The sequence below is a fragment of the Nisaea denitrificans DSM 18348 genome (assembly GCF_000426505.1).
GTDB lineage: Bacteria > Pseudomonadota > Alphaproteobacteria > Thalassobaculales > Thalassobaculaceae > Nisaea > Nisaea denitrificans.
In genome coordinates this window covers 689780-713301 of sequence record NZ_AUFM01000011.1, presented here as the reverse complement: position 1 = coordinate 713301, position 23522 = coordinate 689780, and the positions used below count along the sequence as shown (strand labels likewise).

Below are 23522 nucleotides of genomic sequence, written 5' to 3'. Positions count from 1 at the left end.
CTTTAACGCGCACCGCGGACAACGGGTATTCCAAGGTCCCGGATCTTCTTTCGCAGAGTATTGCGGTTGAGACCAAGCATTGAGGCGGCTTTCAGCTGATTTCCCTTGGTCGCATCGAGAGACAGCATGATCAGAGGGCGTTCAACCTCCCGCAGGATACGGTCGTGCAGACCGGCCGGCGGCAAATTGTCGCCATGAGCTGCGAAATAGGCCCGCAAGTGTCGTTCGACCGCATCGGAAAGATTCTCGCTTTTGTCGGAGGCTTCCTCGTCCGCAGCCGCAGGACTGTCCAGCAGTTCTTCTTCAATGGCCGCAGAGCCAATCACCTCTTCCGAATAGAGGGCGACCAGACGCTTCACCAGATTTTCCAGCTCGCGAATGTTACCCGGCCAGTTATAGGCCGTCAGGCGCTGCATGGCGGCGCCGTCGATGCTTTTTTCCGGCAGCCCTTCCTTCTGGGCCAGCGCCAGGAAATGCCGGACGAGATCGGGAATATCTTCCTTGCGCTCACGCAGCGGGGGCAGGCGGATGGGAACAACGTTAAGTCTGTAAAACAGATCCTCGCGGAACATGCCCTGACGGATGAGCTGCCGCAAATCACGGTGCGTAGCGGCCACGATGCGGACATCCACCTGGATTGCCGAGCGACCGCCAACGCTGGTGTATTCACCCTCTTGCAGAACGCGCAACAGTCGGGTCTGCGCCTCGATCGGCATATCGCCGATTTCATCCAGGAAAAGAGTCCCGCCACGAGCCTGCTCAAAACGGCCGCTGGACCGGGCAGTCGCACCGGTAAAGGCGCCCTTCTCGTGCCCGAACAGCTCGCTTTCTATCAGCTCCCGCGGGATCGCCGCCATGTTTACGGCAACGAACGGACCGTCACGGCGCTTGCCGTAATCATGCAGCGCGCGAGCGACCAGCTCCTTGCCGGTTCCCGACTCGCCGGCGATCATTACAGTCAGGTCCGTTGCCATCAAGCGGGCCAGAACCCGGTAAATTTCCTGCATGGCCGAGGAACGGCCGATCAGTGGCAACTCCTCTTCGGAAATCTCCGCCTGCTTCGGCACGCGACTCTCTGAGCGCGCCATCAATGCCTTGCGCACGACCTGCACCAGTTCGGCCAGATCGAAGGGTTTCGGCAGATATTCAAACGCCCCGCGCTCGCTCGCCTTGACCGCGGTCAGCAAGGTGTTCTGGGCGCTCATGACGATCACACGCAAATCCGGGCGAACCTTGCGGATGCGGGTCAGAAGATCGAGACCATTCTCGTCCGGCATTACCACATCGGTGATCACCAGATCCCCTTCTCCACGCTCGACCCACTGCCATAGCGTGGCCGCATTGCCCGTCGAGCGAACATCCATGCCAATCCGGGTCAGGGCCTGGGTCAATACAGTACGGATCGCCTGATCATCATCGGCGATCAGGATAGAAGCATTGTCCATTGTCATGCCCGTATAGAGGCCTGTGAAATATCGGCGATAGGAAGCGAGATTCTGAACTCAGTGCGCCTCGGCACAGAATCTACCTCGATCACGCCGCCATGATCCGCGACCGCCTTGGCCACGAAGGCAAGTCCGAGCCCGGACCCGTTGCGTTTTGATGTCACGAAAGGATCGAAGATCGTCGCCTTCATATCCTCGGGAATGCCGGGTCCATTGTCCCGGATCGTCACTTGAAGCGGAAGATTCACCCTCTGCGAAGAGCCCGGCACGGAAATCCGCATGCCATGGCGGTAGGCGGTCGACAGATGAATTTCTCCGTCCCCATCCATGTCATCAAGGGCTTCCGACGCATTCTTCAGCAGATTGAGGAAGATCTGAACCAGGATATCCCGGTTGCCCAGAACCGGCGGCAAGGATGGATCATACCGCTCATGGTACTTCACCCGGCTGCCAAAGCCGGTTTCCGCAATACGCTGGCAGTGATCCAGCACTTCGTGAATATTGACCGGACTGCGCTCGATCGGACGGTCGTCAGAGAACACCTCCATACGGTCGACCAGGCTGCAAATCCTGTCCGTCTCGTCGCAAATCAGCTTGGTCAACGGCAGGTCGGCCTCGACCGCGTTCTGTTCCAACAACTGCGCGGCGCCCTTGATACCGGACAGCGGGTTCTTCACCTCATGCGCCAGCATCGCTGCCATGGCCGTCACGGAACGGGCCGCACCCTTGAAATTGAACTGCCGATAGAGCTGATTGGCGATGGAGCGCATCTGCAGTGACACGATGACAGCCCCAGCCCGGTCGGTTACCGGGGAGACCTGCACGCTGACGATGTGCGAGCCTATACGTGGGCCTTCGAGGATCAGGTCGTAGTCGAACAGAACCGAGGATTGCCGCCGGGACTGACCGATCATGCTGAAAACCGGGCTGTCGAATGGCATCAGATCCGAAAGCTTCGTGCCTTGCAGAACCGAGGCGCTGCCCTGCAGGAAATGCTCGGCCGCCATGTTCACATAGACGATGCGGTCGCTCTCATCGAGACCGATCACCGGCGTCGGGACCGCGTGCAGTACGCTGGCCGGATCAAGCGTTACAGACGCCGACATTGCAGCCGTTTCAACGGTCATGCTCATGCTGCCCGCCGTTCTTGTTCGGCCCCGTCACGGAAGAAGCCCAAAATCGCATCCTCGACGACCTGACGGTCCATGGTGTTGTTGACTGTCTTCCGGAAATCGGCCGATCCGGGAATGCCGTTGGCATACCAGCCGATATGTTTCCGGGCCATCCTGAGGCCAAGCGCGGCACCATAGTGCGACAACATATCATCGACATGGCGGCGCATTATCTGCCCGCGTTCCACAAAGGAAGGATCCGCCGGAACCGGTCGGCCGGCTATGTGTGCCGCCACCTGGGCGGGGAACCAAGGCTGGCCATAGGCACCGCGTCCGATCATCACCCCATCCGCGCCCGACTGAGCCAGGCATGTATCGACGTCATCCAGCGTCGTGATATCGCCATTGGCCACAACGGGCAGAGAGACCGCGCTCTTGACCTCACGGATAAAGCCCCAGTCCGCATGTCCGTTATACATCTGGCATCGGGTCCGGCCGTGGACTGTCAAAAGTTGGATGCCGGCCTCTTCCGCAATCCGGGCAAGACGCGGCGCGTTCCGGTCGCTGTCATCCCAGCCCGTGCGCATTTTCAGTGTTACCGGAACCGGCACGGCCTTGACGACCGCCTCCATGATTTGGCCCGCCAGAGTCTCGTCACGCATCAACGCAGAGCCGGCGAGCTTGTTGACCACCTTTTTTGCTGGGCATCCCATATTGATATCGATGATCTCGGCTCCGCGATCGACATTGATTTTTGCCGCTTCCGCCATGACCTCCGGATCCCAGCCCGCAAGCTGCACCGCCAGCGGGCGCTCTGCATCCATGTCATCCGGGATTTTGAACATTTCCTCGCGCACATCGCGCAGAACGGCAGCGCTGGCAATCATCTCGGAAACCACCAGCCCACAGCCGAATTCCCGCACCAGGCGGCGGAACGGCCTATCCGTCACCCCGGACATGGGAGCGAGGAACACCGGGCTGTCGAGAGCCGTTGAGCCGATCTTGATGGTCATAAACTATGCACCCGTGCTTCATTGCCCACGAATTAAGCAACTGCACGCAAAATTGTCAAAATGGTATTTTTTGTATGTCGATAAAATGACGCTCGAACCGGCTTTGATTAACTCAAGACTTCCGCCACGAACTTGACGCCGGGATAGGCCAGTGTCAGCAGAAGATAGGCAATGAGCACCAGACGCGACACTGTGCGGCCGCGCATGCCGAACCGGCTGTTTACGAGCCAGAGAACGGCCAGAATGGCGAGTGTAACAAGCGACAATACAGTCTTGTGGTCAAACTCCAGCACGTGACCTGTGAGATAGTTCTGTAGCGCCGCCCCGGTTGCCAGACCGCAGAGCAGAACGATCACCGCAGCCCCTAGAAGCTGACTTTGCAGCTTTTCGGAATCCGCAACGGAAGGCAGGGCTGGCGCGATCCCCGACGCGCTCCGCTTCAGCTTGAGAGCACGTTCCTTGACAAAAATCGCCAGTCCCGTGATCGCCGCCAGCGTCAGCAGGGCATAGGTGGCCAATGCCACGGCGATATGAGCAGAAAACCAGGTGCCCGGCAGCCCTTCGTTCAGCACGACATGCGGCGCCGCACCGGCGATTGTCGCGATAAGCGTCAGCAGGAAAAGATACGGCACCAGCAGAACGGTCAGCCCGCGCGCTTCCGGCCGGAGCCAGCAGAGCGGCAGATAAATCAGCAGGCTGGCGCAAACAGCCAGCCAGAGCGCCATTGCAAGATCCGAGCGCCATGCCGTGCCGACAGACACGACCACGAATAGCAATGGTCCGGCGGCAGCCACGGAAAGCAGGCACCAGAAAAGACCGCCTGTCCGCTGCGGCGAGCGAAGCGAGAACAGACCGACCGGAACCAGGGCCAGCAAGGCCGACATATTCAAGAGCAAAGACATTGGCATAACCTCACTATATCATGCGCGGCGCTCCGAAGTGCCAGAGCAAATTGAGGTGATTTGTGCCCCGGTCAAAGACCGCTCTCCTGATCGTCGCCGCTGGGCGTGGTACCCGGCTCGGCAGCGAAACTCCCAAGCAGTACCTGAAGGTCGGCGGAATGCCTGTCCTACGCCATGCAGTGCTGCGCTTCCGCGCGCATCCGGCGATCGGAACCATCCGCATGGTTATCGACCCGAATCATCGTGATCTCTACGAACAAGCCGTGGCAGGATTTGACCTTCCGCCGCCGGTCGAGGGTGGAGCAGAGCGCAGCCAATCTGTCTTGAACGGTCTCCGCGCGTTGACCGATGAGGCACCGGACCTGGTGCTTATCCACGATGCCGCTCGGCCATTCGTTCAGACTGCCGTGATAGACAGGGTTCTGGAAGCACTAGTGCAGGCGCCCGGCGCCATCCCGGCCCTGCCCGTGCCTGACACACTGAAACAGGCGGCGGGGCTCGATGCGCCGATTACTGGCACGTTGGACCGAAGCACCCTCTTCCGTGCGCAGACACCGCAGGGTTTCCATTACCAGCCCCTGCTCCATGCCCACGAGGCAGCGTCATCCCATACGACGGATGACGCCGCGCTCCTTGAAGCGCGCGGCCTGGAAGTGCGTCTTGTCGAAGGCGCCGAATCCCTTTTCAAGATCACCACGGAGGCCGACCTGATGCGGGCCGAAAGCATGATGGCGTCACAGATGGAGCCGCGCGTTGGCACGGGGTTCGACGTTCACCGGCTCGGACCCGGCGATGCCATCACACTCTGCGGCATCTCAATCGCACATGACCGCACGCTGATCGGCCATTCCGACGCCGATGTCGGTCTGCACGCCATCACAGACGCCCTACTCGGCGCCATTGCTGATGGCGATATAGGCAGCCATTTCCCGCCGAGCGATCCGCAATGGAAAGGCGCGGCCTCAGACCAGTTCCTCATGCATGCCCGCGATCTCGTGCTGAAAAAGGGCGGACGCATCACCCATATCGACGTCACCCTGATCTGCGAGCAGCCCAAAATCGGCCCGCATCGTCCGGCCATGCGCCGAAGGATCGCAGAAATCGTGGAGCTGCCGGAAAACAGGATCAGCGTCAAAGCGACCACATCGGAAAAACTCGGCTTTACCGGGCGTGGCGAAGGTATAGCCGCGCAGGCCGCGGCAACGGTGCTGCTGCCGGCGGAGATCGACCAATGACCTTGGCTCGGCCGCTCCCCCTGTTTCACCCGGTACGGCTTGCAGCGACTTTCTTCTGGAGCGGGCATGCGCCTTTCGCGCCGGGTACCTGGGGCTCCCTCGCGGCCCTTCCCTTCGCCTGGCTCTTCCTCTGGCTCGGCGGCTGGCAACTACTGCTGGCGGCGTCCGTCGTCGTGACACTCGTCGGATTCTGGTCTGCCGGTCGCTATGCCGAGTCCCTTGGGTATGAAGATCCCGGTTCCGTCGTTATCGACGAAGTGGCCGGGCAATGGATCGCACTGCTGCCAGCCGCTCTCGATCCGGTCAGCTTCGCCATCGGATTCGCCGCCTTTCGAATCCTCGACATCACGAAACCCTTTCCCGCCGGCTGGGCTGACAAGAATCTGACTGGCTCGCCCGGTATCATGTTGGACGACCTGTTCGCCGGGATTTACGCGGCACTGGTCGTTCTCGCCGCCCAGCATTTCCTCTGATCGGGGCCCGCATATGGATAATTTCGACGAAGAGATCTGCAACCTGTCGACATCGGTTCTGGAACGCTGCCGGACTCTCGGCTGGAAAGCGGCGACCGCGGAAAGCTGTACAGGCGGCCTGATCGTCGGTGCGCTGACCGAGATTGCCGGATCGTCCGATGTCGTGGACAGGGGCTTCGTCACCTATTCGAACGAAGCCAAAATGCAAATGCTGGGCGTTCCTGCCGAAACCTTGGCGGCGCATGGCGCCGTTTCGGAACAGACCGCTCGCGCCATGGCATTGGGGGCTCTTGCCAATTCGGAAGCAACAGTGACCGTCGCCGTTACCGGCGTTGCCGGCCCCGGTGGCGGGTCCGCTGAAAAGCCTGTCGGACTCGTGCATTTCGGCGTCGCGACCCCCGATAGCATCGTTGCAGAACATCGGATCTTCGAGGGTGACAGGGGCGCCGTCCGGCATCAGACGGTGCTGCATGCCCTCAAGATGGTGCTGGCGCGTGCGGAAGCGGCCAGCTAGGCCAATACCGACAGGAATACCTCGATATCGGCATCCAGATCTTCCGGAGCTTCCAGACCGACGCTGAAGCGCAGGAACAGGTCCTCTCCGGTGAGTTTTCCGACGCTGCGGCTGTGCCCGATGGACATCGGTGCGACCAAGCTGCGCGTTCCGCCCCAAGACGCGCCGATGGCGAAGGTCGTCATTGCTCCGAGCGCGTCATCCAGCTTATCCGATGCGCCATCGGCCAAAATCACGGTGAACACACCGGCCGCGCCTGTGAAATCCCGCCGCCAGAGGGCGTGTCCCGGGCTGCTTTCCAGCGGCGGCCAGAGGATATCAGCAACGGCCGAATGATCTTGCAGGCGCTCGATGAGCCGCTTCGCACCTTCGGCTGCATGATTGAAACGCAATGCCATGGTTTCCATGCCGCGCATGACCAGAGCCGCATCATCCGGCGAGACACCAATCCCAATGCGCCCCATGTAGTCCCGCACATCCAGCGCGACCTCATCGCTGGCGAAGGACATCGCCCCCATCAGCAGATCCGAATGGCCCGACGCATATTTCGTCAGCGCCTCAGTCACGATATCCACGCCGAGAGCGATCGGCTTGCAGCCCAATGACGTTGCCCAGGTATTGTCGCACCCAACCAATGCCCCGGCTTTGTGAGCTATCTCGGCAATCGCCGGAAGATCCTGTACCTCCAGCGTCGTGGAGCCGGGCGACTCGCACCAGACCAACCGCGTTTCAGGCCGGATACGCCCGGCCAAATCGTCAAGCGAGGTTGGATCGAAATATTCAGGCTCGATCCCCGACCGTTTCATATCCACATCCGCGAGAGAGCGCATGGCGGGATAGGAGGTATCCGCGATCAACACATGATCGCCCGCCGACAAGAGGGCCATCGCCGCAACCGCGTTCGCAGCCTGACCCGACGGCACCAGAAGCGTTCTCGCCGCCCCGGCAAGCCCGTTCAGCTTCGCCTCAAGCTGCCGCGTGGTCGGAGTGCCATAGAGCCCGTAGGAATACCCATCCGGGCCACGCTCGCTACGCGCCGCATAGTCAGCCGCGTCCTTGAAAACGATTGTCGAGGCACGATGGACCGCTGGGGCCAAGGATCGGTACCCGGCCTCGTTGACCTCGGGTGTCACAACGCATCTTGTCTGGTATTTCATCGGAAACTCCATCTGCCGCTAACCAGACGGTAGACGGAGTCTATCTATCAAAAAAATACATATTTAAGGCGAGTTAATATACTTTGGTTATGTAATGCTTAAAAATCCTTTGAATTTAAGGCAGGTGGAGATCTTTCACGCTGTCATGGTCAACGGAACGACCCAACGCGCCGCCGAGGTGCTGCATATCTCACAGCCCGGTATCAGCAAGGCGATCCAGGAGCTGGAACGGCAGCTCGGCTTCGCGCTTTTTCACCGGACCCGGCGGCGTCTGGTGCCTACGGCGGAAGCCCATTTCTATTTCCGCGAGGTAGAGGAATCCTTCGCCGCCCTCTCCCGCTTGAGAAGCGCTGCCGCCCGTATCCGTGATTTCGGCTCCGGCGAAATCCGCATTGCGACCCTTTCGGCCCTCAGCACGAATATAGTGCCCCGCGCGCTGGTCCGGTTTCGCAAACGCCATCCGGACGTATCGATCACACTGCAGACGCACATGTCCTCGACCGTGAAGGAACTCGTGGCCGCCGGTCAGTTCGACCTGGGGCTCGCTGCTGACGAAATCGACGTTTCCGGCGTTGAAGCACAGACTCTCTCCACGTTTCGCGGTGCCATCGCACTGCCGGATAGCCACCCCCTGTGCCGCAAGGCCCGCCTTGAGCCGCGAGATCTTAACGACCAGGACTTCATCGCATTGTCGCCTGAGGATACGACGCGTCAGGATCTGGAGCGGGTACTGGACAATGCCGGAAGCCGGGTCAAGACCGTGCTTGAAACGCCTTTTGCCAATACGATCTGCGCCATGGTTCAGGCGGGCATGGGGATCGGCTTCATCAACCCGATCTGTGCCGAGCCGTTTCTGGGCAAAGGCGTTGCCTTGCGGCCCTTCTTACCATCGCTGGAATTCCGAACCCTGCTTGTGCGGCCTCCAGCCGTTCCGCCGTCACAGATCGTCCGGGACTGTATTGACGCCTTCAGGGAAGAGATTCTCGCGACCAGTGAGAACAGCGCACTTGATGACGATAACTGATCGCGCAGCAAGTGATCGTAACGGGAGCGAAATGAGAAACCCGCTTTTCAGTTAAGTAACTATTATTTTAGTTTAATTAATTGTTTCAGCCGCCTGCATACTCACCCTCACTTAGGCCCATACAACTCGTGCGCCCGGGCTTCGAACGCCCCCACCATCCGGCGGACAGCTTCGTTGAAGAAAACCTCGATGATCTTCTGCAGCATTTTCGAGCGGAATTCGAAATCCACATAAAAGTCGATCATGCAGCCTTCGGGATGCGGTTCGAAGACCCAGTGGTTGTTGAGATACTTGAACGGACCGTCGGTATATTCGACATCGATCCGGTTCTGCTCAGGACTGAGGGTCACCGTCGAGGTGAAACGCTCCCGGATCAGCTTGTAGCCGATCACCAGATCCGCGACGATCCGGCTGCCGTCGCGCTTGCGTATCCGCGCACCAACGCACCACGGAAGAAATTCCGGGTAACGCTGAATGTCGGCGATGAGGTCATACAGTTGCTCCGGGGTAAAAGGAACAACCCGCTGTTCTGCATGGGTAGGCATCGATGGGCTTATATCACGTCATTTGGACGCGGATACTGCCATTTCAGCAAGATCTGTCAGCGACAAATCGGCACGCACCCTCCCCTGGTCGCCGATAAGGCGCCGGTCACGCTCCGCACGCATCCGGGCGAAATCCTCGTCCGCATGATAAGAGGAGCGTGTGAGCGGAGATGACGCCACCATCAGGAAGCCCTTCCCGTAAGCCGATTTCTTGTAGGCCTCGAACTCGTCCGGTGTGGCGAAACGGTCGACCACCGCATGTTTCGGGGTCGGCTGCAGATACTGGCCGAGGGTGATGAAATCGACATCGGCAGAGCGCATGTCATCCATCACCTGATACATCTCTTCCTTCGTTTCGCCCAAACCAACCATAAGGCCGGACTTGGTAAAGATCGTCGGGTCAAGCTCCTTCGCCCGATCGAGGATCTTCAAGGAATGGAAATAACGGGCACCGGGACGGATCGAGGGATAGAGCCTCGGCACGGTTTCCAGATTGTGATTGAAAACGTCCGGGCGGGCATCGACGACGATCTCCAGTGCGCCATCCTTGCGCATGAAGTCCGGCGTCAGCACTTCGATGGTGGTCTCCGGCGACATCTGGCGGATCTTGCGAATCACCTGGGCGAAATGCCCTGCCCCGCCATCGTCCAGATCGTCCCGGTCGACCGAGGTGATGACCACATGGCGCAGGCCGAGCTTGGCAACGGCTTCCGCCACCTCGTCCGGCTCATGCGGGTCAAGCTTGTCCGGCCGCCCCGTGGCAACGTTGCAGAAGGCGCAGGCGCGGGTGCAGACCGAGCCAAGGATCATCATCGTCGCGTGCTTCTTGGACCAGCACTCGCCGATATTCGGGCAGGCCGCTTCCTCGCACACGGTGACCAGCTTGTGGTCGCGCATGAGCTGCCGGGTCTCGAGATAGACCTTCGAGGTCGGCGCCTTGACCCTGATCCAGGACGGCTTCCGCTTGACCTCGTTATCGGGGCGATGCGCTTTTTCCGGATGGCGGGCGGCGCCGATACGAGGCGCTTTTACTTGGCTTTCGCTCATTGCAGCTCTCTTTCCCGCGACCAGAGCACCTGCTCGATCGTGACGCGGTCGAAATAGTCGTCAGCGGAGATGACCTCTTCGGCGATCTCGATGACCGCGTCCGCCTTCTTCCGGTGCTTTCCGCTGTCCGGACCGTCGAGCGGAAAGTTTACCTTGATGACAAGCTCCTGCGAAATATCACCCTCGTTTTCCGCACTGCTCCGCACCAGAATAGCCGTTACGCCTTCCAGTGACTTGATCCGTTTCAGATCCAGATCCATCAAGTCATACCCGCATTGTGCAAGACCGATACGCGGCCGCAATCATTCTAGAAGTGGACCGCACGCCCATAAGCGTCAAGGACCGACTCGTGCATCATCTCGCTCAGGGTCGGATGCGGGAACACCGTATGCATCAGATCGACCTCTGTTGTCTCCAGCGTTTTGGCCACGCTGTAGCCCTGGATCAGCTCGGTCACTTCCGCGCCGATCATATGCGCACCGAGCAACTCCCCGGTCTTGGCATCGAACACGGTTTTCACAAGACCTTCCGGCTCACCAAGGGCAATCGCCTTGCCGTTGCCCATGAACGGGAAACGGCCGACTTTCAGCTCATACCCTGCCGCTTTCGCGGCCGCCTCGGTCAGACCGACACTGGCGACCTGAGGCTGGCAATAGGTGCAGCCCGGAATGCGTTTCACGTCGAGCGGATGCACATCTTTCAGACCGGCGATCTTCTCGATGCAAATAACCCCTTCGTGGCTCGCCTTGTGGGCCAGCCAGGGTGCTCCAGCGATATCGCCGATGGCATAGACGCCCGGCTCACCGGTGCGGCACCACTCGTCGATCACAACATGGGTGCGGTCGACCTTCACCTTCGTGCCTTCAAGGCCGAGATCCTCGACATTGCCGACGATACCGACAGCGGAGATCACCCGGTCGAAAGTCTGCTCGGTGGATTTGCCACCCATCTCGATGGTCGCCACGACTTCCTTGGCGCCGCGCTTGAGGCCTTTCACCGTGGCCCCGGTCATGATCTTCATGCCTTTCTTCTCGAAGGCCTTGTGAGCCAGGCCTGAGATCTCGGCATCCTCTACCGGGAGCACTCGATCCATCACCTCAACGACTGTAACGTCAGCCCCGAGACTATTGAAGAAGCTGGCAAATTCAATTCCAATAGCACCGGACCCGATAACCAGAAGCCGCTTCGGCATGGTGTCCGCGACCAGCGCGTGCTTGTAGTTCCAGACCAGCTTTCCGTCCGCTTCGAGGCCCGGCAGATCGCGGGCACGGGCGCCGGTGGCGAGGATGATGTGCTTGGCTGAAAGGGTCTGCTTCTTGCCCTTCTCGTCGATCTCGACCTTACCGGGGCCGGCGAGCTTGGCCGCCGCCATGAAGACCGTGACCTTGTTCTTCTTCAGCAGGTGCCCGACGCCCTGATTGAGCTGCTTGGCAACCCCGCGGGAGCGCTGGACCACCTTGTCGAGGTCGAAGCCGATATTCCCGGCACTGAGGCCGAAGCTCTCGGCATGCTTCATGTGATCGAAGATTTCGGCAGAGCGCAGCAGCGCTTTGGTCGGAATACAGCCCCAGTTGAGGCAGATACCGCCAAGATGCTCGCGCTCGACCAGCGCCGTTTTCATGCCGAGCTGGGCAGCACGGATTGCGGACACGTAACCGCCCGGCCCGCCGCCGATGACTAGGATATCGAACTGGGTGTCAGCCATAACTTCCTCCGGATCGAAGCCGGTGCCCCTTGGACCTGTCCGGCTCCGGATATTGGAAACGCCTGAGATGGAACGGGCGGCTATCCGCCGCCCGAGTCCTCAGAGCAGCATGGTCAGCGGATCTTCGATCAGCTTCTTGAAGGCGGCCAGGAACTCGGCCCCGACCGCACCGTCGACAACCCGGTGGTCGACCGAGAGCGTACAGCTCATGACCGTGGCAACGGCCAGCGCGCCGTCCTTGACGACCGGACGCTGTTCTCCGGCACCGATGGCCAGGATCGCGCCTTGTGGCGGGTTGATCACGGCACAGAAATCCTTGATCCCGAACATGCCGAGATTGGAAATCGAGAAGGTGCCGCCCTGGTATTCCTCGGGCATCAGCTTGCCGTCACGGGCACGGGACGCGAGGTCCTTCATTTCCCGGGCAATATCGAGTGCACCCTTGTTCTGCGCATCTCGGATAACCGGGGTGATCAGACCGCCCTCGATAGCAACTGCGACCGAAATATCGACAGACTTGAAGATCCGGATCGCCTCGTCGGTCCAGCTCGCATTGGCAGCCGGTACTTTCTTCAGAGCCTGCGCGGACGCCTTGATGACTAGGTCGTTCACCGAGACCTTTTCGCCGTCGAGCTTGGCGTTGAGTTCCTTGCGCACGTTCAACAGAGCATCGATCTCGCAATCGACAGTCAGATAGAAGTGCGGGGCGAACTGCTTGGACTCGGTCAGGCGCTTGGCGATGACCTTGCGCATGTTGGTGTTCGGAATTTCGTCGAAGGCCGGCAGCCCCGGAACGTCCGGGCTCGGAGCGGAACCGATAGACGGTGCCGGAGCCGGCGCGGCCGCAACAGCTGCCGGAGCAGCCTTGCCGATCCCACCTGCGATGGCCTCCTCGATATCGTGCTTCACGATCCGGCCATTCGGGCCAGAGCCCGCGATCTGACCAAGGTCGAGCCCGGCCTGCTCTGCCATACGGCGGGCCAGCGGGCTGGCGAAGACACGGTCACCGGACGCGGCAGCAGCAGGGGCCGGAGCGGGTTTCGGTGCCGGAGCGGCGGGCGCCGGAGCCGCTGCGGTCGGAGCTGGAGCCGGTTCGGGCTTGGCTTCCGCTTTCGGAGCGGGACCGCCGCTACCGGCGACGGCGTCCATATCGACGTTGCCCGCGTCTTCACCCTCTTCAAGGATCACGGCGATAGGAGCGTTGACCGCAACGTTGTCGGTGCCGGCGGCAACGATGATTTTGCCGAGAACGCCTTCGTCGACAGCCTCGACTTCCATGGTTGCCTTGTCGGTTTCGATCTCAGCGATCACGTCACCGGCGGAAATCTTGTCGCCCTCGGCCACCAGCCAGGTGGCAAGCTTGCCCTCTGTCATTGTCGGCGACAGGGCTGGCATCAGAACGGATATGGCCATTTCGTCTCTCCCTTAACCGCGATAACAGACGGATTTTACCGCCTCGACGATGTTCTCCACCTGCGGCAGAGCCAGTTGTTCAAGATTGGCCGCGTACGGCATCGGAACATCTTCACCCGCGACACGCGCTACCGGTGCATCGAGATGATCAAAAGCCTGATCCATCACCTGCGCGGCAATCTCGGCACCAATGCCACAAGCAGCCCAGCCTTCCTCGCAGGTCACGAGACGGTTGGTCCTCTGCACCGAAGCGACAATTGTTGCTGTATCGAGCGGGCGAATGGTGCGCAGGTCGATGACCTCGGCGCTGATGCCCTGCTCCGCCAGCTTCTCGGCAGCCTGCAGTGCCTTGCCGACCATGATGGAGAAGGCCGTGATGGTCACGTCCGTGCCTTCGCGGACGATCTTGGCCTTGCCGATCGGAACCGTGAAATCCTCGCTCACCGGCACGTCGAAGGACTGGCCGTAGAGCACTTCATTCTCAAGGAAGATCACCGGGTTCGGGTCGCGGATGGCGGATTTCAGAAGCCCTTTGGCGTCAGCCGCCGAATAGGGAGAGACCACTTTCAGGCCCGGGCAATGCGCGTACCAGCTGGCATAGCACTGGGAGTGCTGCGCGCCAACACGTGCGGCGGCGCCGTTCGGGCCGCGGAACACCATGTGGCACCCCATCTGGCCGCCGGACATGTAGCGCGTCTTCGCTGCCGAGTTGATGATGTGGTCGATGGCCTGCATGGCGAAGTTGAATGTCATGAACTCGACAACAGGCTTCAGGCCGCCAAAGGCCGCACCGACGGCAAGCCCCGCAAAACCATGCTCGGTGATCGGTGTGTCGATCACCCGCTTGTCACCGAATTCCTGTAGCAGGCCCTGGGTCACCTTGTAGGCACCCTGATATTCCGCGACCTCTTCGCCCATGACGAAAACCTTGTCGTCACTACGCATTTCCTCGGCCATGGCATCGCGCAATGCCTCGCGGATGGTCTGGGTCTTCACTTCGTCGAAATATTTGTCTTCGTCGCTTGCCGGCACCACAGCGACGGGAGCAACCGGTGCTGCAGCTGCGGGGGCAGGCTCGGCGGCGGGTGCTTCGGCGGCGGCAGGAGCCGGCGCCGGCGCGGCGGGCGCGCTGTCGACGGCGCTTGCGTCTTCGCCCTCTTCCAGCAACACGGCAATCGGTGTGTTCACCGCCACGGCATCGGTCCCGGCGGCAACCAGGATCTTGCCGATGACGCCTTCGTCCACGGCTTCCACTTCCATGGTCGCCTTGTCGGTTTCGATTTCGGCAATCACGTCACCAGCGGCAACGCTATCCCCTTCCTTGACCATCCAGGTGGCAAGCTTTCCCTCGGTCATGGTCGGCGACAGGGCCGGCATCAGGATTTGTACGCTCATTCGCTTTTCCTCCCGCGGCGCCGCGCAGAACCCTGCGCGGGCAGCGCGCGCTTACTCAGGCTTCGACCAGGATGTCCGTGAAGAGTTCGGAAGGATCCGGCTCCGGGCTCGACTGGGCAAAATCGGCGGCGTCGGTGACGATCGCCTTGATTTCGCGGTCAATGCCTTTCAGCTCTTCTTCCGCGACCCCTATTTCCAGCAGCGTTGCCCGCAACTGATCGATCGGATCGTGCTCCTGACGCATCTTGTTGACCTCGTCCTTGGTCCGGTATTTCGCCGGATCGGACATGGAATGGCCGCGATAGCGATAGGTCTTCATTTCGAGGATGTACGGACCCTTGCCAGAACGGCAGTGCTTGACAGCCTTCTCCGCCGCTTCCTGCACGGCGACAACGTCCATGCCGTCCACTTCCGCACCCGGAATGCCGTAGGCCGCGCCGCGCTGATAGAGCGAAACACCGGCTGCCGCCCGGGTCACCGATGTACCCATGGCGTATTTGTTGTTCTCGATAATGAAGATAACCGGCAGCTTCCAGAGCGCGGCCATATTGAAGGTCTCGTAGACCTGGCCCTGGTTCAAAGCGCCATCGCCGAGATAGGTCAGGCTGACCTGGTCTGTGCCGTTATATTTGTTTGCGAAGGCGAGACCCGCTCCGATTGGCACCTGCGCCCCGACGATGCCATGGCCGCCGTAAAAGTCCTTCTCACGGCTGAACATGTGCATCGAGCCGCCCTTGCCCTTGGAATACCCTCCAATCCGGCCGGTAAGCTCGGCCATGACGCCGCGCGCATCCATGCCGCAGGCCAGCATGTGCCCGTGGTCACGATAGCTTGTCAGCACCTTGTCACCCTTGCCGATGGCGGATTGCATACCGACAACAACAGCTTCCTGGCCAATATAGAGATGGCAGAAGCCGCCGATGAGCCCCATCCCGTACATCTGCCCCGCCTTTTCCTCGAACCGGCGGATCAGCAGCATGTCGCGATAAAACGGCAGCAGTTCCGCAGCATTGTTCTTGGGTGGCTTGGCAGCTCGGGATTTACGAGTCCGTGTGGGTGTGCTGCGGCCTGCGCCGGCAGCTGACTTCGCTTGAGCCATCTCTCTCCCTTTCGAGCGGAGCAAGGCGTCGGTGAACACTGACACCTCATAAAATACAGAAAGAGAAGTAATGCAATTTACCTAGATTTTCAATAGAGTTAACTTATTGAAAATAAACAGATATCCTATATTTAACCAGTTTGTGGTTAATTAGCGTCGGAAGCCGTTGAAATTGCGCGCACTTTCGGAAATTGCTGCGCTGCATCAATGGTTTGCTGCATTGCACCAATTGATTTTGGAGCCCCGGTGGCCGACATTCCGGAAATCACGAAATCGTCCTGATCGAGGTAGTTCAACACCCTGCGCGCCTGCTCTGTCAGCAGGTCCTGATCAATGCTGTCCGGATGCAGCATGGCGACCTTCTTTTCCAGCGCCTCGCGCTTGCCTTTCAGCACAGCGAGCTTCGCTTCCGCGACCTCAATCTTACTGTCGAGCGCACGCCAGGCATGGATACCGCGATCGCCCTCAACGGAATGGAAAACGAAATAGCCAAGGAGCAGGCAGCCGATTACCGGGCCAACCACATGCCGTGCGCGCCGCTTGATCTCGAATGCGAGGGTCATGACCTGTCTCCAATGATCCAGAGTGAATCACTCGCGAATCGGACGGTCAACGTGAACGTAATGAGAACCTGCGATTTAAGGTTCTCAATCAGAACAACATGTTGCCAAAAGGACTCACCCGGAGGCGATCAAGTCGCCCCCGGATTGAATTGTCACGCGGAAATTATCAGGCGCGCTGGCCGAGGGCTGCGCGGCCTGCATAGCGGGCCGCGCGGCCAAGGTCTTCCTCGATCCGGATCAGCTGGTTGTACTTCGCCATCCGGTCGGAACGGGAGAGCGAGCCAGTTTTGATCTGACCAGCATTCACGGCAACGGCAAGATCCGCGATGGTTGAGTCCTCGGTCTCGCCGGAGCGGTGAGACATGACCGTGGTGTAACCCGCCTTATGCGCCGTCTCGCAGGTCTCCAGGGTTTCGCTCAGGGTGCCGATCTGATTCACCTTCACCAGAATGGAGTTGGCCGCCCCCATGGCAATACCCTCGCGCAACCGCGCCGGGTTGGTAACGAACAGATCATCTCCGACGATCTGGACCTTGCCGCCGATACGATCTGTCAGGGCCTTGAAGCCGTCCCAGTCATCCTCGGACAACGCGTCCTCGATGGAAACGATCGGGAAACGGGCGCAGAGATCCTCATAGAGATCGATCATGCCGCCAGCATCCAGCGTCTTGCCCTGCCCGGCCAGCACATACTTGCCGTCCTTGAAGAATTCCGTCGAGGCAGGATCGAGCGCGATGGCAACGTCGTCACCCGGCTTGTAGCCCGCCGCTTCGATTGCGGACATGACGAAACCGAGAGCTTCTTCCTCGCTCTTCAGGTTCGGCGCGAAACCACCTTCGTCCCCGACATTGGTGCTGTGCCCAGCCTCGGAAAGCTTCTTCTTCAACGCGTGGAACACTTCCGCACCGACGCGCACACTATCAGCCAGCGTCTCGGCGGAGACCGGCATGATCATGAATTCCTGGAAGTCGATCGGATTATCCGCATGGGCGCCGCCATTGATGATGTTCATCATCGGCGTCGGCAGCAGATGGGCGAAAGCTCCGCCGATATAGCGGTAGAGCGGCATCTCGTGATCGGCGGCAGCGGCCTTGGCAACGGCAAGGCTAACGCCCAGCATCGCATTGGCGCCCAGACGCTCTTTCTTGTCCGTACCATCCAGATCGATCATTGTCCGGTCGATCTCGATCTGCTCGCTCGCATCCATGTCGTAGAGCGCGTCGAAGATCTCGCCATTCACCGCATCAACGGCCTGCAGCACGCCCTTGCCGCCATAGCGCCCGGCATCCTGATCGCGCAGCTCCAGAGCCTCATAGGCCCCGGTCGAGGCGCCGGAAGGCACGGCGGCGCGGCCCATGGCACCGGTCTCAAGGGTCACATCGACCTCGACGGTCGGGTTACCGCGACTGTCGAGAATCTCACGTCCGGTGATATCGACGATGGCGCTCATGGGTTCGTTCTCCAGAAAGACGATGATCGGATCTGAAATCGCCGGAAAACCCGGCGGGAAGAGGCATACTCGGCGCGGCGAAAGGTTGCAATGCCGTCGCGGTGATTTTGTGTGAGAACAAGTCTCTTCTATGATCCTGTTAACCAATAAGGCAGGAGAGAGAATAATGAACAAACCGACGAAACCGGCTTTCGATCCGATGGATGTCCCGGCACGGATCGGCAGCAGCTATCCTCCACAGTTTCAGGATGGCAGCGAGAAGCGCGAGAAGCGCCAACTCGGGGAATTCGGCGGGCTGGTCAATTTCGGTGTCAACCTGACAACCGTACCCCCGGGACAGGAGTCCGCCCTGCGTCATTGGCACACCATGCAGGACGAGTTCGTCTTCATCGTCTCCGGCGAGCTGACTCTGATCACCGATGCGGGCGAGCAGGTTCTGACGCCCGGCATGTGCGCCGCTTTCCCGAAGAACAGACCCGACGCGCATTGTCTGGTGAACCGAACCGATGCGCCGGCCAGCTATCTCGAGATCGGAGACCGGACACCCGGCGATCAGGTGGCTTACCCGGGGCTCGATCTCCGCGTCGACTGGGTCGACGGCGACCATCAGTTCCAGAAAAAAGATGGCACGCCCTATTGAGGAGTTACGGCGCTTAAGGCCCGGCGGTGCAGTTTGAAGGCTCGCAAAGAGCGACTTTCAGAGAACCGCCGCCCGGACAATATGCCAGCGAGCCGTTTCTATCTGGTTCTGGCGTACATCCGGCAGTCTCTCGGCTCCGAAGCGTTATTCGCTAACGGTGAGTAACGCTTCAATATCCCCTCAAATAGCATACCGCTTTTTTCCATGACGCATGCGGATGCCGCATTATCGACGTCACAAAAGGATGACACCCTGAAGACACCCTCTTTCGATAACAATAGATCGGAGAGACAGATCAGAGCTTCTGTCATGTACCCCATGTTCCAGAAACTCCTGGCAAGAACATACCCCATGTTCGCACCGTGGTTGTTCATCCGCGCATGGATCATTCCGATGGGAGCATCCCGCTTCGCTTTAAGTGTAATAACGTAGGGGTAACCCGTACCTGATGACCATTCTGCAAGACACGCACTCAAATAGTCCCGTGTCTGCCGGGGATTATCATGCGCCTTCCAAGTTAGAAACGTCGTGACTTCCGGATCGGCAGAATAGGTCGCAAAAATCTCTTCTGCATGCTCAAGACGCGGCTTTCGCAACGTCAGCCGCTCTGTTTCGATTTCTGTTGGGAGTAAATTAGTGGCTTCCATTCTTTCCCCCTCAATTCGTCATCCCGATGAAAATCGGGATCCATGGGATGGCGCGCGCCGCCCTATGATCCGCGGATCCCGGATCGGGGTTAGGGATAACGATCCAGAAAAGTGACTGTCGTCAGGCTTGTGCGAGCAGCTCGTCCGCGCGGGCCTTGGCGCCCGTCGCCTCGGGAGCATCCCCCAGCGCGTCCCCATAGCGTTGCCAGCTCCAGGCGCTGTTCGGCTTGCGTGTGGTGCGTTCGGCAAGCAGGGCGCGGGCGATCCGGGGATCGTTGCCCTTCAGGCTGGCATCGACGAGCATTTCCTCGAATACATCACGCTGGGCGTGGCTGCCGCCGATCAGGCGGATGTCGTAGCGCACCGGCCAGATCAGCGAGACGGCGCGGGACGGGTTGCCTGTGCGGATGGCGGTCATGGCGTCGGCCAGGGCGAGGCCGACCTTTTTCGTGACCTTCGCCTGGGTCTCGTCGCGGGTGCCTTCCCCGTCCGCGTAGGCGCGCAGCTTTTCGACCAACTCACCCGCCTCTTCCATCCGGCCAGCGCCGAGAAGTGCCATCAGGTAATGCAGGCTGACGAAAACCAACTCGTGGTCATCCAGGTGGTTTTTGGCGAGCTCCCCCAGCGCGGACCAGCGCTCCGGCCCGACCTTGATGCCGTAAAGCTCCAGGCGCCAGAGCAGAGCCGCCGCGTTCACCACGTCGAGATACTGGTCTGCCTCAAGGTCGCTCGCGACCTGGCTGTCATAGAGCTCCAGCACGGTGTCGAATTCATACCGCTCGAGGTGGAACAGCGTGCGGTGCCACCAGACATGGAAGCGGAAATTGTGGACGGAACTCCAGTGCGGCTCCAGCCCCTGGATCCAGTCGATCCCTTCCCGGTGCCGGCCTTCCATTTCCATCACATGAGCGACGGCATGGACGCTCCAGGCATCCTTGGGGTCGATATCGACAGCTTCGCGGGCCATCCTCTCGCCACGGCGGTAATCGCCGGACTCTTCGAGACCGAAGCCGTACATGCCGATCAGGTTGCCGTAGAGCGGCTGTGATTTATCCCAGGACGGCAAGACCCGGGCAACGCTGTCCCGCATTTTGGTGCCGTCTCCGGCATAGAAATGCGCGAAGTGAGCGAGCCTGAGGGCGAGGATGTCCGTCGGGTGATCGAGCAGGACACCTTCCCAGGCGTCAGCCGCGCCGTCGATATTGCCGGCACACCAGGCATCCAGGGCGGTAAGGTGGCCCTGCTCCCGGTCGGTGATGGCAATCGTGGAAGAGAGGTCTTTCGCGGTACCGAGCGCCTTGTCCGCCCGCAACGCCATCGCCTTGGTCCCGAAGAGCTTCATGAAATAGCCCTTGGTCACATGTGCGAGAGGCATGTCCGGATCGGCCGTGAGGGCTGCTTTCAGACGGTCTCCGGTGTCGCGGGTAAAGCGGACATAGCCGTCGACGGTATTGCCGAAAGCCGCGGCGGCTTCTTCGGAAGAGGCTGTGACTGAAAGTCCGAGACCATCCGAGAAAACCGGCATTTTCCGCTCCTGAGGCTTATTCGAGAGAGATGGGGTTCGCTTTCGCGAGAGTATCGAATGCCTTCAGAGTTTCCAGCAGAGCACGCATTTCCGCAAGGGGAACCATGTTCGGCCCGTCGCTTGGCGCGCTCATCGGGTCCTCATGGGTCTCGATGAAAACACCCGCAATCCCGAGGGAAATCGCGGCCCGCGCCAAAACGGGCACGAATTCACGCTGGCCGCCGGACGTACCGCCCTGCCCGCCTGGCTGTTGCACCGAATGAGTCGCGTCGAAGATGATCGGATAACCGGTCTTGGCCATGGTCGGCAGGCCGCGCATATCGCTGACCAGCGTGTTGTAGCCAAAGCTGGTGCCGCGATCCGTCAGCAGGATGTTCTCGTTACCGGCGCTGGCGACCTTCGCCGCGACATTGGGCATGTCCCAGGGCGCAAGAAACTGGCCCTTCTTCACATTCACTGCCTTGCCTGTCGCCGCGGCGGCCAGCAGCAAGTCAGTCTGACGGCACAGGAAAGCTGGGATCTGCAAGATATCGACATGCTCGGCGGCAATGGCGCAATGGGATGGCTCATGCACATCAGTCAGCACCGGGCAGCCGAATTTCTCCCGCACCTCGGCCAGGATCGGCAGGCCTTTTTCCATGCCGATACCGCGATCGGAGCCCGCACTGGTCCGGTTCGCCTTGTCGTAAGAGGATTTGTAGACAAAGCCGATGCCGAGCTCATTACAGAGGCCAGTGAGCGCCTCAGCCATCTCCATCGTATGCGCCCGGCTCTCCATGGCGCAGGGACCGGCGATCAGCGCAAAGGGCTTGTCGTTCGCGAAACTGACGGATCCGACAGAGACGGTCTTCGCAGTCATGGGGTTCTCCAGAGACGCCGCACGGCGCCCACCCCTAAACGAGGCGGGACTGAGTGACGGCGGCTTCGATAAAGCTTGTGAAAAGCGGATGCGGATCGAACGGCTTCGACTTCAGTTCCGGGTGGAACTGCACGCCGATGAACCAGGGATGCCCCGGCAGCTCGACGATTTCCGGCAGCTCGCCATCCGGCGACAGGCCCGAGAACAGCAACCCGGCCGCCTCCAGTGCCGCCTTGTGATTGATGTTCACCTCATAGCGATGCCGGTGGCGCTCGCTGATCATCTCGGAGCCGTAAATCTCGCGCACCTTGGAATCCGCGACCAGGCGACAATCATAGGCGCCAAGCCGCATGGTACCGCCGAGATCGCCGTCGGCCGCGCGCTGCTCTGTCTCGTTGCCGCGCACCCATTCGGTCAGCAGGCCGACAACCGGAAGCTCGCACGGGCCGAACTCGGTCGAACCCGCGCCTTCCATTCCGGCCAGCGCACGAGCGGCTTCGATCACCGCCATCTGCATGCCGAAACAGATCCCGAAATAGGGAATTTTGTGCTCTCGGGCGAAAGTGACTGCCTTGACCTTGCCCTCGGCGCCGCGCTCACCAAATCCGCCGGGCACCAGGATGCCGTGGACATCCTCAAGCCGGTGAATGGTGTCGTCGCGCTCGAAGATCTCGCTATCGATCCAGTCCAGCTCCACCTTGACCTTGTTGGCGATACCGCCATGGGTCAGGGATTCCGCAAGTGACTTATAGCTGTCCAGCAGGCTGGTATATTTACCGACGACGGCGATCTTCACCGTGCCTTCCGGATTACGGACGATCTGAGTGATATCGGTCCAACGGCTCAGATCCGGTTCCGGCTCGCCCTCTTCCAGCAATCCGAAATGGCGGCAAACCTCAACGTCGAACCCGTCGTTATGATAGGCGACCGGCACGTGATAGATCGAATCGACGTCGAGCGCCGGGATCACGGCTTCCGGACGGATGTTGCAGAACAGAGCGATCTTGCGGCGTTGCTCGACCGGGATCTCATGCTCGGAACGGCACAGCAGGATATCCGGCTGGATACCCACGCTCTGCAGTTCCTTGACCGAGTGCTGGGTCGGCTTGGTCTTCAACTCACCGGCCGAAGCAATCCAAGGCACCAGCGTCAGGTGCACGAACAGGGAGCGTTCACGGCCAAGCTCGTTGCCGAGCTGACGGATGGCTTCCAGAAATGGCAGGCTCTCAATGTCACCGACCGTGCCGCCGATCTCGCAAAGCACGAAATCCTCGTCGCCGAGATTCGACTTGCAGAATTCCTTGATGGCGTCGGTAACGTGCGGAATGACCTGGATGGTGGCGCCGAGATAATCGCCGCGCCGCTCTCGCGAGATCACGTCCATATAGATCTGGCCAGTGGACACGCTGTCATTCTTGGTCGCTGAGACCCCGGTGAAGCGTTCGTAATGGCCGAGATCGAGATCGGTTTCCGCGCCGTCGTCGGTGACGAAGACTTCGCCGTGCTGATACGGGCTCATGGTGCCCGGATCCACGTTCAGGTAAGGGTCAAGCTTGCGCAGCCGGACCTTATAGCCGCGGGCTTGCAGGAGCGAGCCGAGAGCCGCCGAGGCGAGACCTTTGCCGAGGGAGGAAACCACGCCGCCGGTGATGAAAATAAAGCGAGACATGGAGCTGCGTTATATCCGAATTGATGAAACTGACATAGACAAAACGCGCCCGTTCGCCCGCCCGTTTTCGAGCGGGGCGCGGAACACGCC

Annotated in this window: 23 protein-coding genes; 5 read left to right on the top strand and 18 right to left on the bottom strand. The window is 60.2% G+C overall.

The annotated features are described in order from the left end of the window. Window positions 1-2 precede the first annotated feature (2 nt). The 4 genes from ntrC to K328_RS0104195 all read right to left on the bottom strand — a co-directional run bounded on the left by ntrC (window position 3) and on the right by K328_RS0104195 (window position 4472). Window positions 3-1445 (bottom strand): nitrogen regulation protein NR(I), encoded by a 1443-nt coding sequence (gene ntrC / locus K328_RS0104210; RefSeq protein ID WP_028464898.1) that lies wholly within the window; start codon window positions 1443-1445, stop codon window positions 3-5. Window positions 1446-1447: 2 nt separating this feature from the next. Next, entirely contained in the window at window positions 1448-2578 is a 1131-nt protein-coding gene (locus K328_RS22525) for a two-component system sensor histidine kinase NtrB (RefSeq protein ID WP_036553133.1), read from the bottom strand. After that, entirely contained in the window at window positions 2575-3570 is a 996-nt protein-coding gene (gene dusB, locus K328_RS0104200; protein WP_028464897.1) for a tRNA dihydrouridine synthase DusB, read from the bottom strand. Before dusB ends, K328_RS22525 begins: the two co-directional genes overlap by 4 nt. A 107-nt stretch (window positions 3571-3677) precedes the next feature. Then, window positions 3678-4472, bottom strand: coding sequence for a cytochrome C assembly family protein (locus K328_RS0104195; RefSeq protein WP_051284451.1), 795 nt, complete (start codon window positions 4470-4472; stop codon window positions 3678-3680). Between the two features lie 62 nt (window positions 4473-4534). On the opposite strand from K328_RS0104195, the gene K328_RS0104190 reads away from it, so the two are divergent. From K328_RS0104190 to K328_RS0104180, 3 genes are read left to right on the top strand one after another with little or no spacing between them, the layout of a single operon-like run. Then, complete coding sequence (locus K328_RS0104190) at window positions 4535-5707, top strand: bifunctional 2-C-methyl-D-erythritol 4-phosphate cytidylyltransferase/2-C-methyl-D-erythritol 2,4-cyclodiphosphate synthase (protein ID WP_028464895.1); 1173 nt, start codon at window positions 4535-4537, stop codon at window positions 5705-5707. Continuing rightward, complete coding sequence (locus tag K328_RS22520) at window positions 5704-6180, top strand: phosphatidylglycerophosphatase A family protein (protein ID WP_036553132.1); 477 nt, start codon at window positions 5704-5706, stop codon at window positions 6178-6180. Before K328_RS0104190 ends, K328_RS22520 begins: the two co-directional genes overlap by 4 nt. Before the next feature lie 13 nt (window positions 6181-6193). Continuing rightward, window positions 6194-6694, top strand: a complete 501-nt coding sequence (locus K328_RS0104180; RefSeq protein WP_028464894.1) for a CinA family protein — start codon at window positions 6194-6196, stop codon at window positions 6692-6694. Here the strand turns inward: K328_RS0104180 and K328_RS22515 are convergent. Next, window positions 6691-7851, bottom strand: a complete 1161-nt coding sequence (locus tag K328_RS22515; RefSeq protein ID WP_036553130.1) for a trans-sulfuration enzyme family protein — start codon at window positions 7849-7851, stop codon at window positions 6691-6693. The genes K328_RS0104180 and K328_RS22515 overlap by 4 nt on opposite strands. A 94-nt stretch (window positions 7852-7945) precedes the next feature. Here K328_RS22515 and K328_RS0104170 point away from each other — a divergent pair, with 94 nt between their 5' ends. Then, window positions 7946-8875 carry a LysR substrate-binding domain-containing protein gene (locus K328_RS0104170; protein WP_084608086.1) on the top strand — a complete coding sequence of 310 codons (930 nt, stop codon included), beginning with the start codon at window positions 7946-7948 and terminating at the stop codon, window positions 8873-8875. A gap of 107 nt (window positions 8876-8982) precedes the next feature. Here K328_RS0104170 and K328_RS0104165 read toward each other — a convergent pair whose 3' ends face one another. The 9 genes from K328_RS0104165 to eno form a co-directional block, all read right to left on the bottom strand. Then, the gene (locus K328_RS0104165) at window positions 8983-9420 is read right to left on the bottom strand and encodes a type II toxin-antitoxin system RatA family toxin (protein WP_028464892.1); all 438 of its coding nucleotides are present in this window, start codon (window positions 9418-9420) and stop codon (window positions 8983-8985) included. An 18-nt stretch (window positions 9421-9438) separates the two neighbouring features. Then, window positions 9439-10467, bottom strand: coding sequence for a lipoyl synthase (gene lipA / locus K328_RS22510; RefSeq protein WP_051284447.1), 1029 nt, complete (start codon window positions 10465-10467; stop codon window positions 9439-9441). Beyond that, the gene (locus K328_RS0104155) at window positions 10464-10727 is read right to left on the bottom strand and encodes a hypothetical protein (protein WP_028464891.1); all 264 of its coding nucleotides are present in this window, start codon (window positions 10725-10727) and stop codon (window positions 10464-10466) included. The genes lipA and K328_RS0104155 overlap by 4 nt, the downstream gene beginning before the upstream one ends. Window positions 10728-10774: 47 nt before the next feature. Continuing rightward, window positions 10775-12172 (bottom strand): dihydrolipoyl dehydrogenase, encoded by a 1398-nt coding sequence (gene lpdA, locus K328_RS0104150; RefSeq protein WP_028464890.1) that lies wholly within the window; start codon window positions 12170-12172, stop codon window positions 10775-10777. 99 nt (window positions 12173-12271) lie between these two features. Then, a complete protein-coding gene (locus K328_RS0104145) occupies window positions 12272-13585 on the bottom strand; it encodes a pyruvate dehydrogenase complex dihydrolipoamide acetyltransferase (RefSeq protein WP_028464889.1) in 1314 nt (437 codons plus the stop codon). Window positions 13586-13597: 12 nt separating this feature from the next. Further along, complete coding sequence (locus tag K328_RS0104140; RefSeq protein WP_028464888.1) at window positions 13598-14980, bottom strand: pyruvate dehydrogenase complex E1 component subunit beta; 1383 nt, start codon at window positions 14978-14980, stop codon at window positions 13598-13600. A 55-nt stretch (window positions 14981-15035) separates the two neighbouring features. Continuing rightward, the gene (gene pdhA, locus K328_RS0104135) at window positions 15036-16079 is read right to left on the bottom strand and encodes a pyruvate dehydrogenase (acetyl-transferring) E1 component subunit alpha (protein ID WP_028464887.1); all 1044 of its coding nucleotides are present in this window, start codon (window positions 16077-16079) and stop codon (window positions 15036-15038) included. Between the two features lie 146 nt (window positions 16080-16225). Continuing rightward, window positions 16226-16642: an FtsB family cell division protein gene (locus K328_RS22505; RefSeq protein WP_051284445.1), complete on the bottom strand. Its 417-nt coding sequence runs from the start codon at window positions 16640-16642 to the stop codon at window positions 16226-16228. A 166-nt stretch (window positions 16643-16808) separates the two neighbouring features. After that, entirely contained in the window at window positions 16809-18092 is a 1284-nt protein-coding gene (gene eno, locus K328_RS0104125) for a phosphopyruvate hydratase (protein WP_028464886.1), read from the bottom strand. Between the two features lie 166 nt (window positions 18093-18258). On the opposite strand from eno, the gene K328_RS0104120 reads away from it, so the two are divergent. Next, entirely contained in the window at window positions 18259-18732 is a 474-nt protein-coding gene (locus tag K328_RS0104120; protein ID WP_028464885.1) for a cupin domain-containing protein, read from the top strand. Window positions 18733-18830: 98 nt separating this feature from the next. Here K328_RS0104120 and K328_RS0104115 read toward each other — a convergent pair whose 3' ends face one another. From K328_RS0104115 to K328_RS0104100, 4 genes are all read right to left on the bottom strand, one after another. After that, window positions 18831-19379 (bottom strand): GNAT family N-acetyltransferase, encoded by a 549-nt coding sequence (locus tag K328_RS0104115; protein WP_028464884.1) that lies wholly within the window; start codon window positions 19377-19379, stop codon window positions 18831-18833. Between the two features lie 121 nt (window positions 19380-19500). Beyond that, window positions 19501-20904, bottom strand: coding sequence for a tetratricopeptide repeat protein (locus K328_RS0104110; protein WP_028464883.1), 1404 nt, complete (start codon window positions 20902-20904; stop codon window positions 19501-19503). 16 nt (window positions 20905-20920) lie between these two features. Beyond that, window positions 20921-21763 (bottom strand): 3-deoxy-8-phosphooctulonate synthase, encoded by an 843-nt coding sequence (gene kdsA, locus K328_RS0104105; RefSeq protein ID WP_036553128.1) that lies wholly within the window; start codon window positions 21761-21763, stop codon window positions 20921-20923. Window positions 21764-21797: 34 nt separating this feature from the next. Then, window positions 21798-23432 carry a CTP synthase gene (locus K328_RS0104100; protein ID WP_028464881.1) on the bottom strand — a complete coding sequence of 545 codons (1635 nt, stop codon included), beginning with the start codon at window positions 23430-23432 and terminating at the stop codon, window positions 21798-21800. Window positions 23433-23522: the final 90 nt, after the last annotated feature.

Excerpts from the sequence above, each read along its gene's own strand:
- ntrC (WP_028464898.1), bottom strand. The coding sequence starts at position 1,445 with ATGGACAATGCTTCTATCCTGATCGCCGATGATGATCAGGCGATCCGT.
- K328_RS22525 (WP_036553133.1), bottom strand. The coding sequence starts at position 2,578 with ATGAGCATGACCGTTGAAACGGCTGCAATGTCGGCGTCTGTAACGCTT.
- dusB (WP_028464897.1), bottom strand. The coding sequence starts at position 3,570 with ATGACCATCAAGATCGGCTCAACGGCTCTCGACAGCCCGGTGTTCCTC.
- K328_RS0104195 (WP_051284451.1), bottom strand. The coding sequence starts at position 4,472 with ATGTCTTTGCTCTTGAATATGTCGGCCTTGCTGGCCCTGGTTCCGGTC.
- K328_RS22520 (WP_036553132.1), top strand. The coding sequence starts at position 5,704 with ATGACCTTGGCTCGGCCGCTCCCCCTGTTTCACCCGGTACGGCTTGCA.
- K328_RS0104180 (WP_028464894.1), top strand. The coding sequence starts at position 6,194 with ATGGATAATTTCGACGAAGAGATCTGCAACCTGTCGACATCGGTTCTG.
- K328_RS22515 (WP_036553130.1), bottom strand. The coding sequence starts at position 7,851 with ATGAAATACCAGACAAGATGCGTTGTGACACCCGAGGTCAACGAGGCC.
- K328_RS0104170 (WP_084608086.1), top strand. The coding sequence starts at position 7,946 with ATGCTTAAAAATCCTTTGAATTTAAGGCAGGTGGAGATCTTTCACGCT.
- K328_RS0104165 (WP_028464892.1), bottom strand. The coding sequence starts at position 9,420 with ATGCCTACCCATGCAGAACAGCGGGTTGTTCCTTTTACCCCGGAGCAA.
- lipA (WP_051284447.1), bottom strand. The coding sequence starts at position 10,467 with ATGAGCGAAAGCCAAGTAAAAGCGCCTCGTATCGGCGCCGCCCGCCAT.
- K328_RS0104155 (WP_028464891.1), bottom strand. The coding sequence starts at position 10,727 with ATGGATCTGGATCTGAAACGGATCAAGTCACTGGAAGGCGTAACGGCT.
- lpdA (WP_028464890.1), bottom strand. The coding sequence starts at position 12,172 with ATGGCTGACACCCAGTTCGATATCCTAGTCATCGGCGGCGGGCCGGGC.
- K328_RS0104145 (WP_028464889.1), bottom strand. The coding sequence starts at position 13,585 with ATGGCCATATCCGTTCTGATGCCAGCCCTGTCGCCGACAATGACAGAG.
- K328_RS0104140 (WP_028464888.1), bottom strand. The coding sequence starts at position 14,980 with ATGAGCGTACAAATCCTGATGCCGGCCCTGTCGCCGACCATGACCGAG.
- pdhA (WP_028464887.1), bottom strand. The coding sequence starts at position 16,079 with ATGGCTCAAGCGAAGTCAGCTGCCGGCGCAGGCCGCAGCACACCCACA.
- K328_RS22505 (WP_051284445.1), bottom strand. The coding sequence starts at position 16,642 with ATGACCCTCGCATTCGAGATCAAGCGGCGCGCACGGCATGTGGTTGGC.
- eno (WP_028464886.1), bottom strand. The coding sequence starts at position 18,092 with ATGAGCGCCATCGTCGATATCACCGGACGTGAGATTCTCGACAGTCGC.
- K328_RS0104120 (WP_028464885.1), top strand. The coding sequence starts at position 18,259 with ATGAACAAACCGACGAAACCGGCTTTCGATCCGATGGATGTCCCGGCA.
- K328_RS0104115 (WP_028464884.1), bottom strand. The coding sequence starts at position 19,379 with ATGGAAGCCACTAATTTACTCCCAACAGAAATCGAAACAGAGCGGCTG.
- K328_RS0104110 (WP_028464883.1), bottom strand. The coding sequence starts at position 20,904 with ATGCCGGTTTTCTCGGATGGTCTCGGACTTTCAGTCACAGCCTCTTCC.
- kdsA (WP_036553128.1), bottom strand. The coding sequence starts at position 21,763 with ATGACTGCGAAGACCGTCTCTGTCGGATCCGTCAGTTTCGCGAACGAC.
- K328_RS0104100 (WP_028464881.1), bottom strand. The coding sequence starts at position 23,432 with ATGTCTCGCTTTATTTTCATCACCGGCGGCGTGGTTTCCTCCCTCGGC.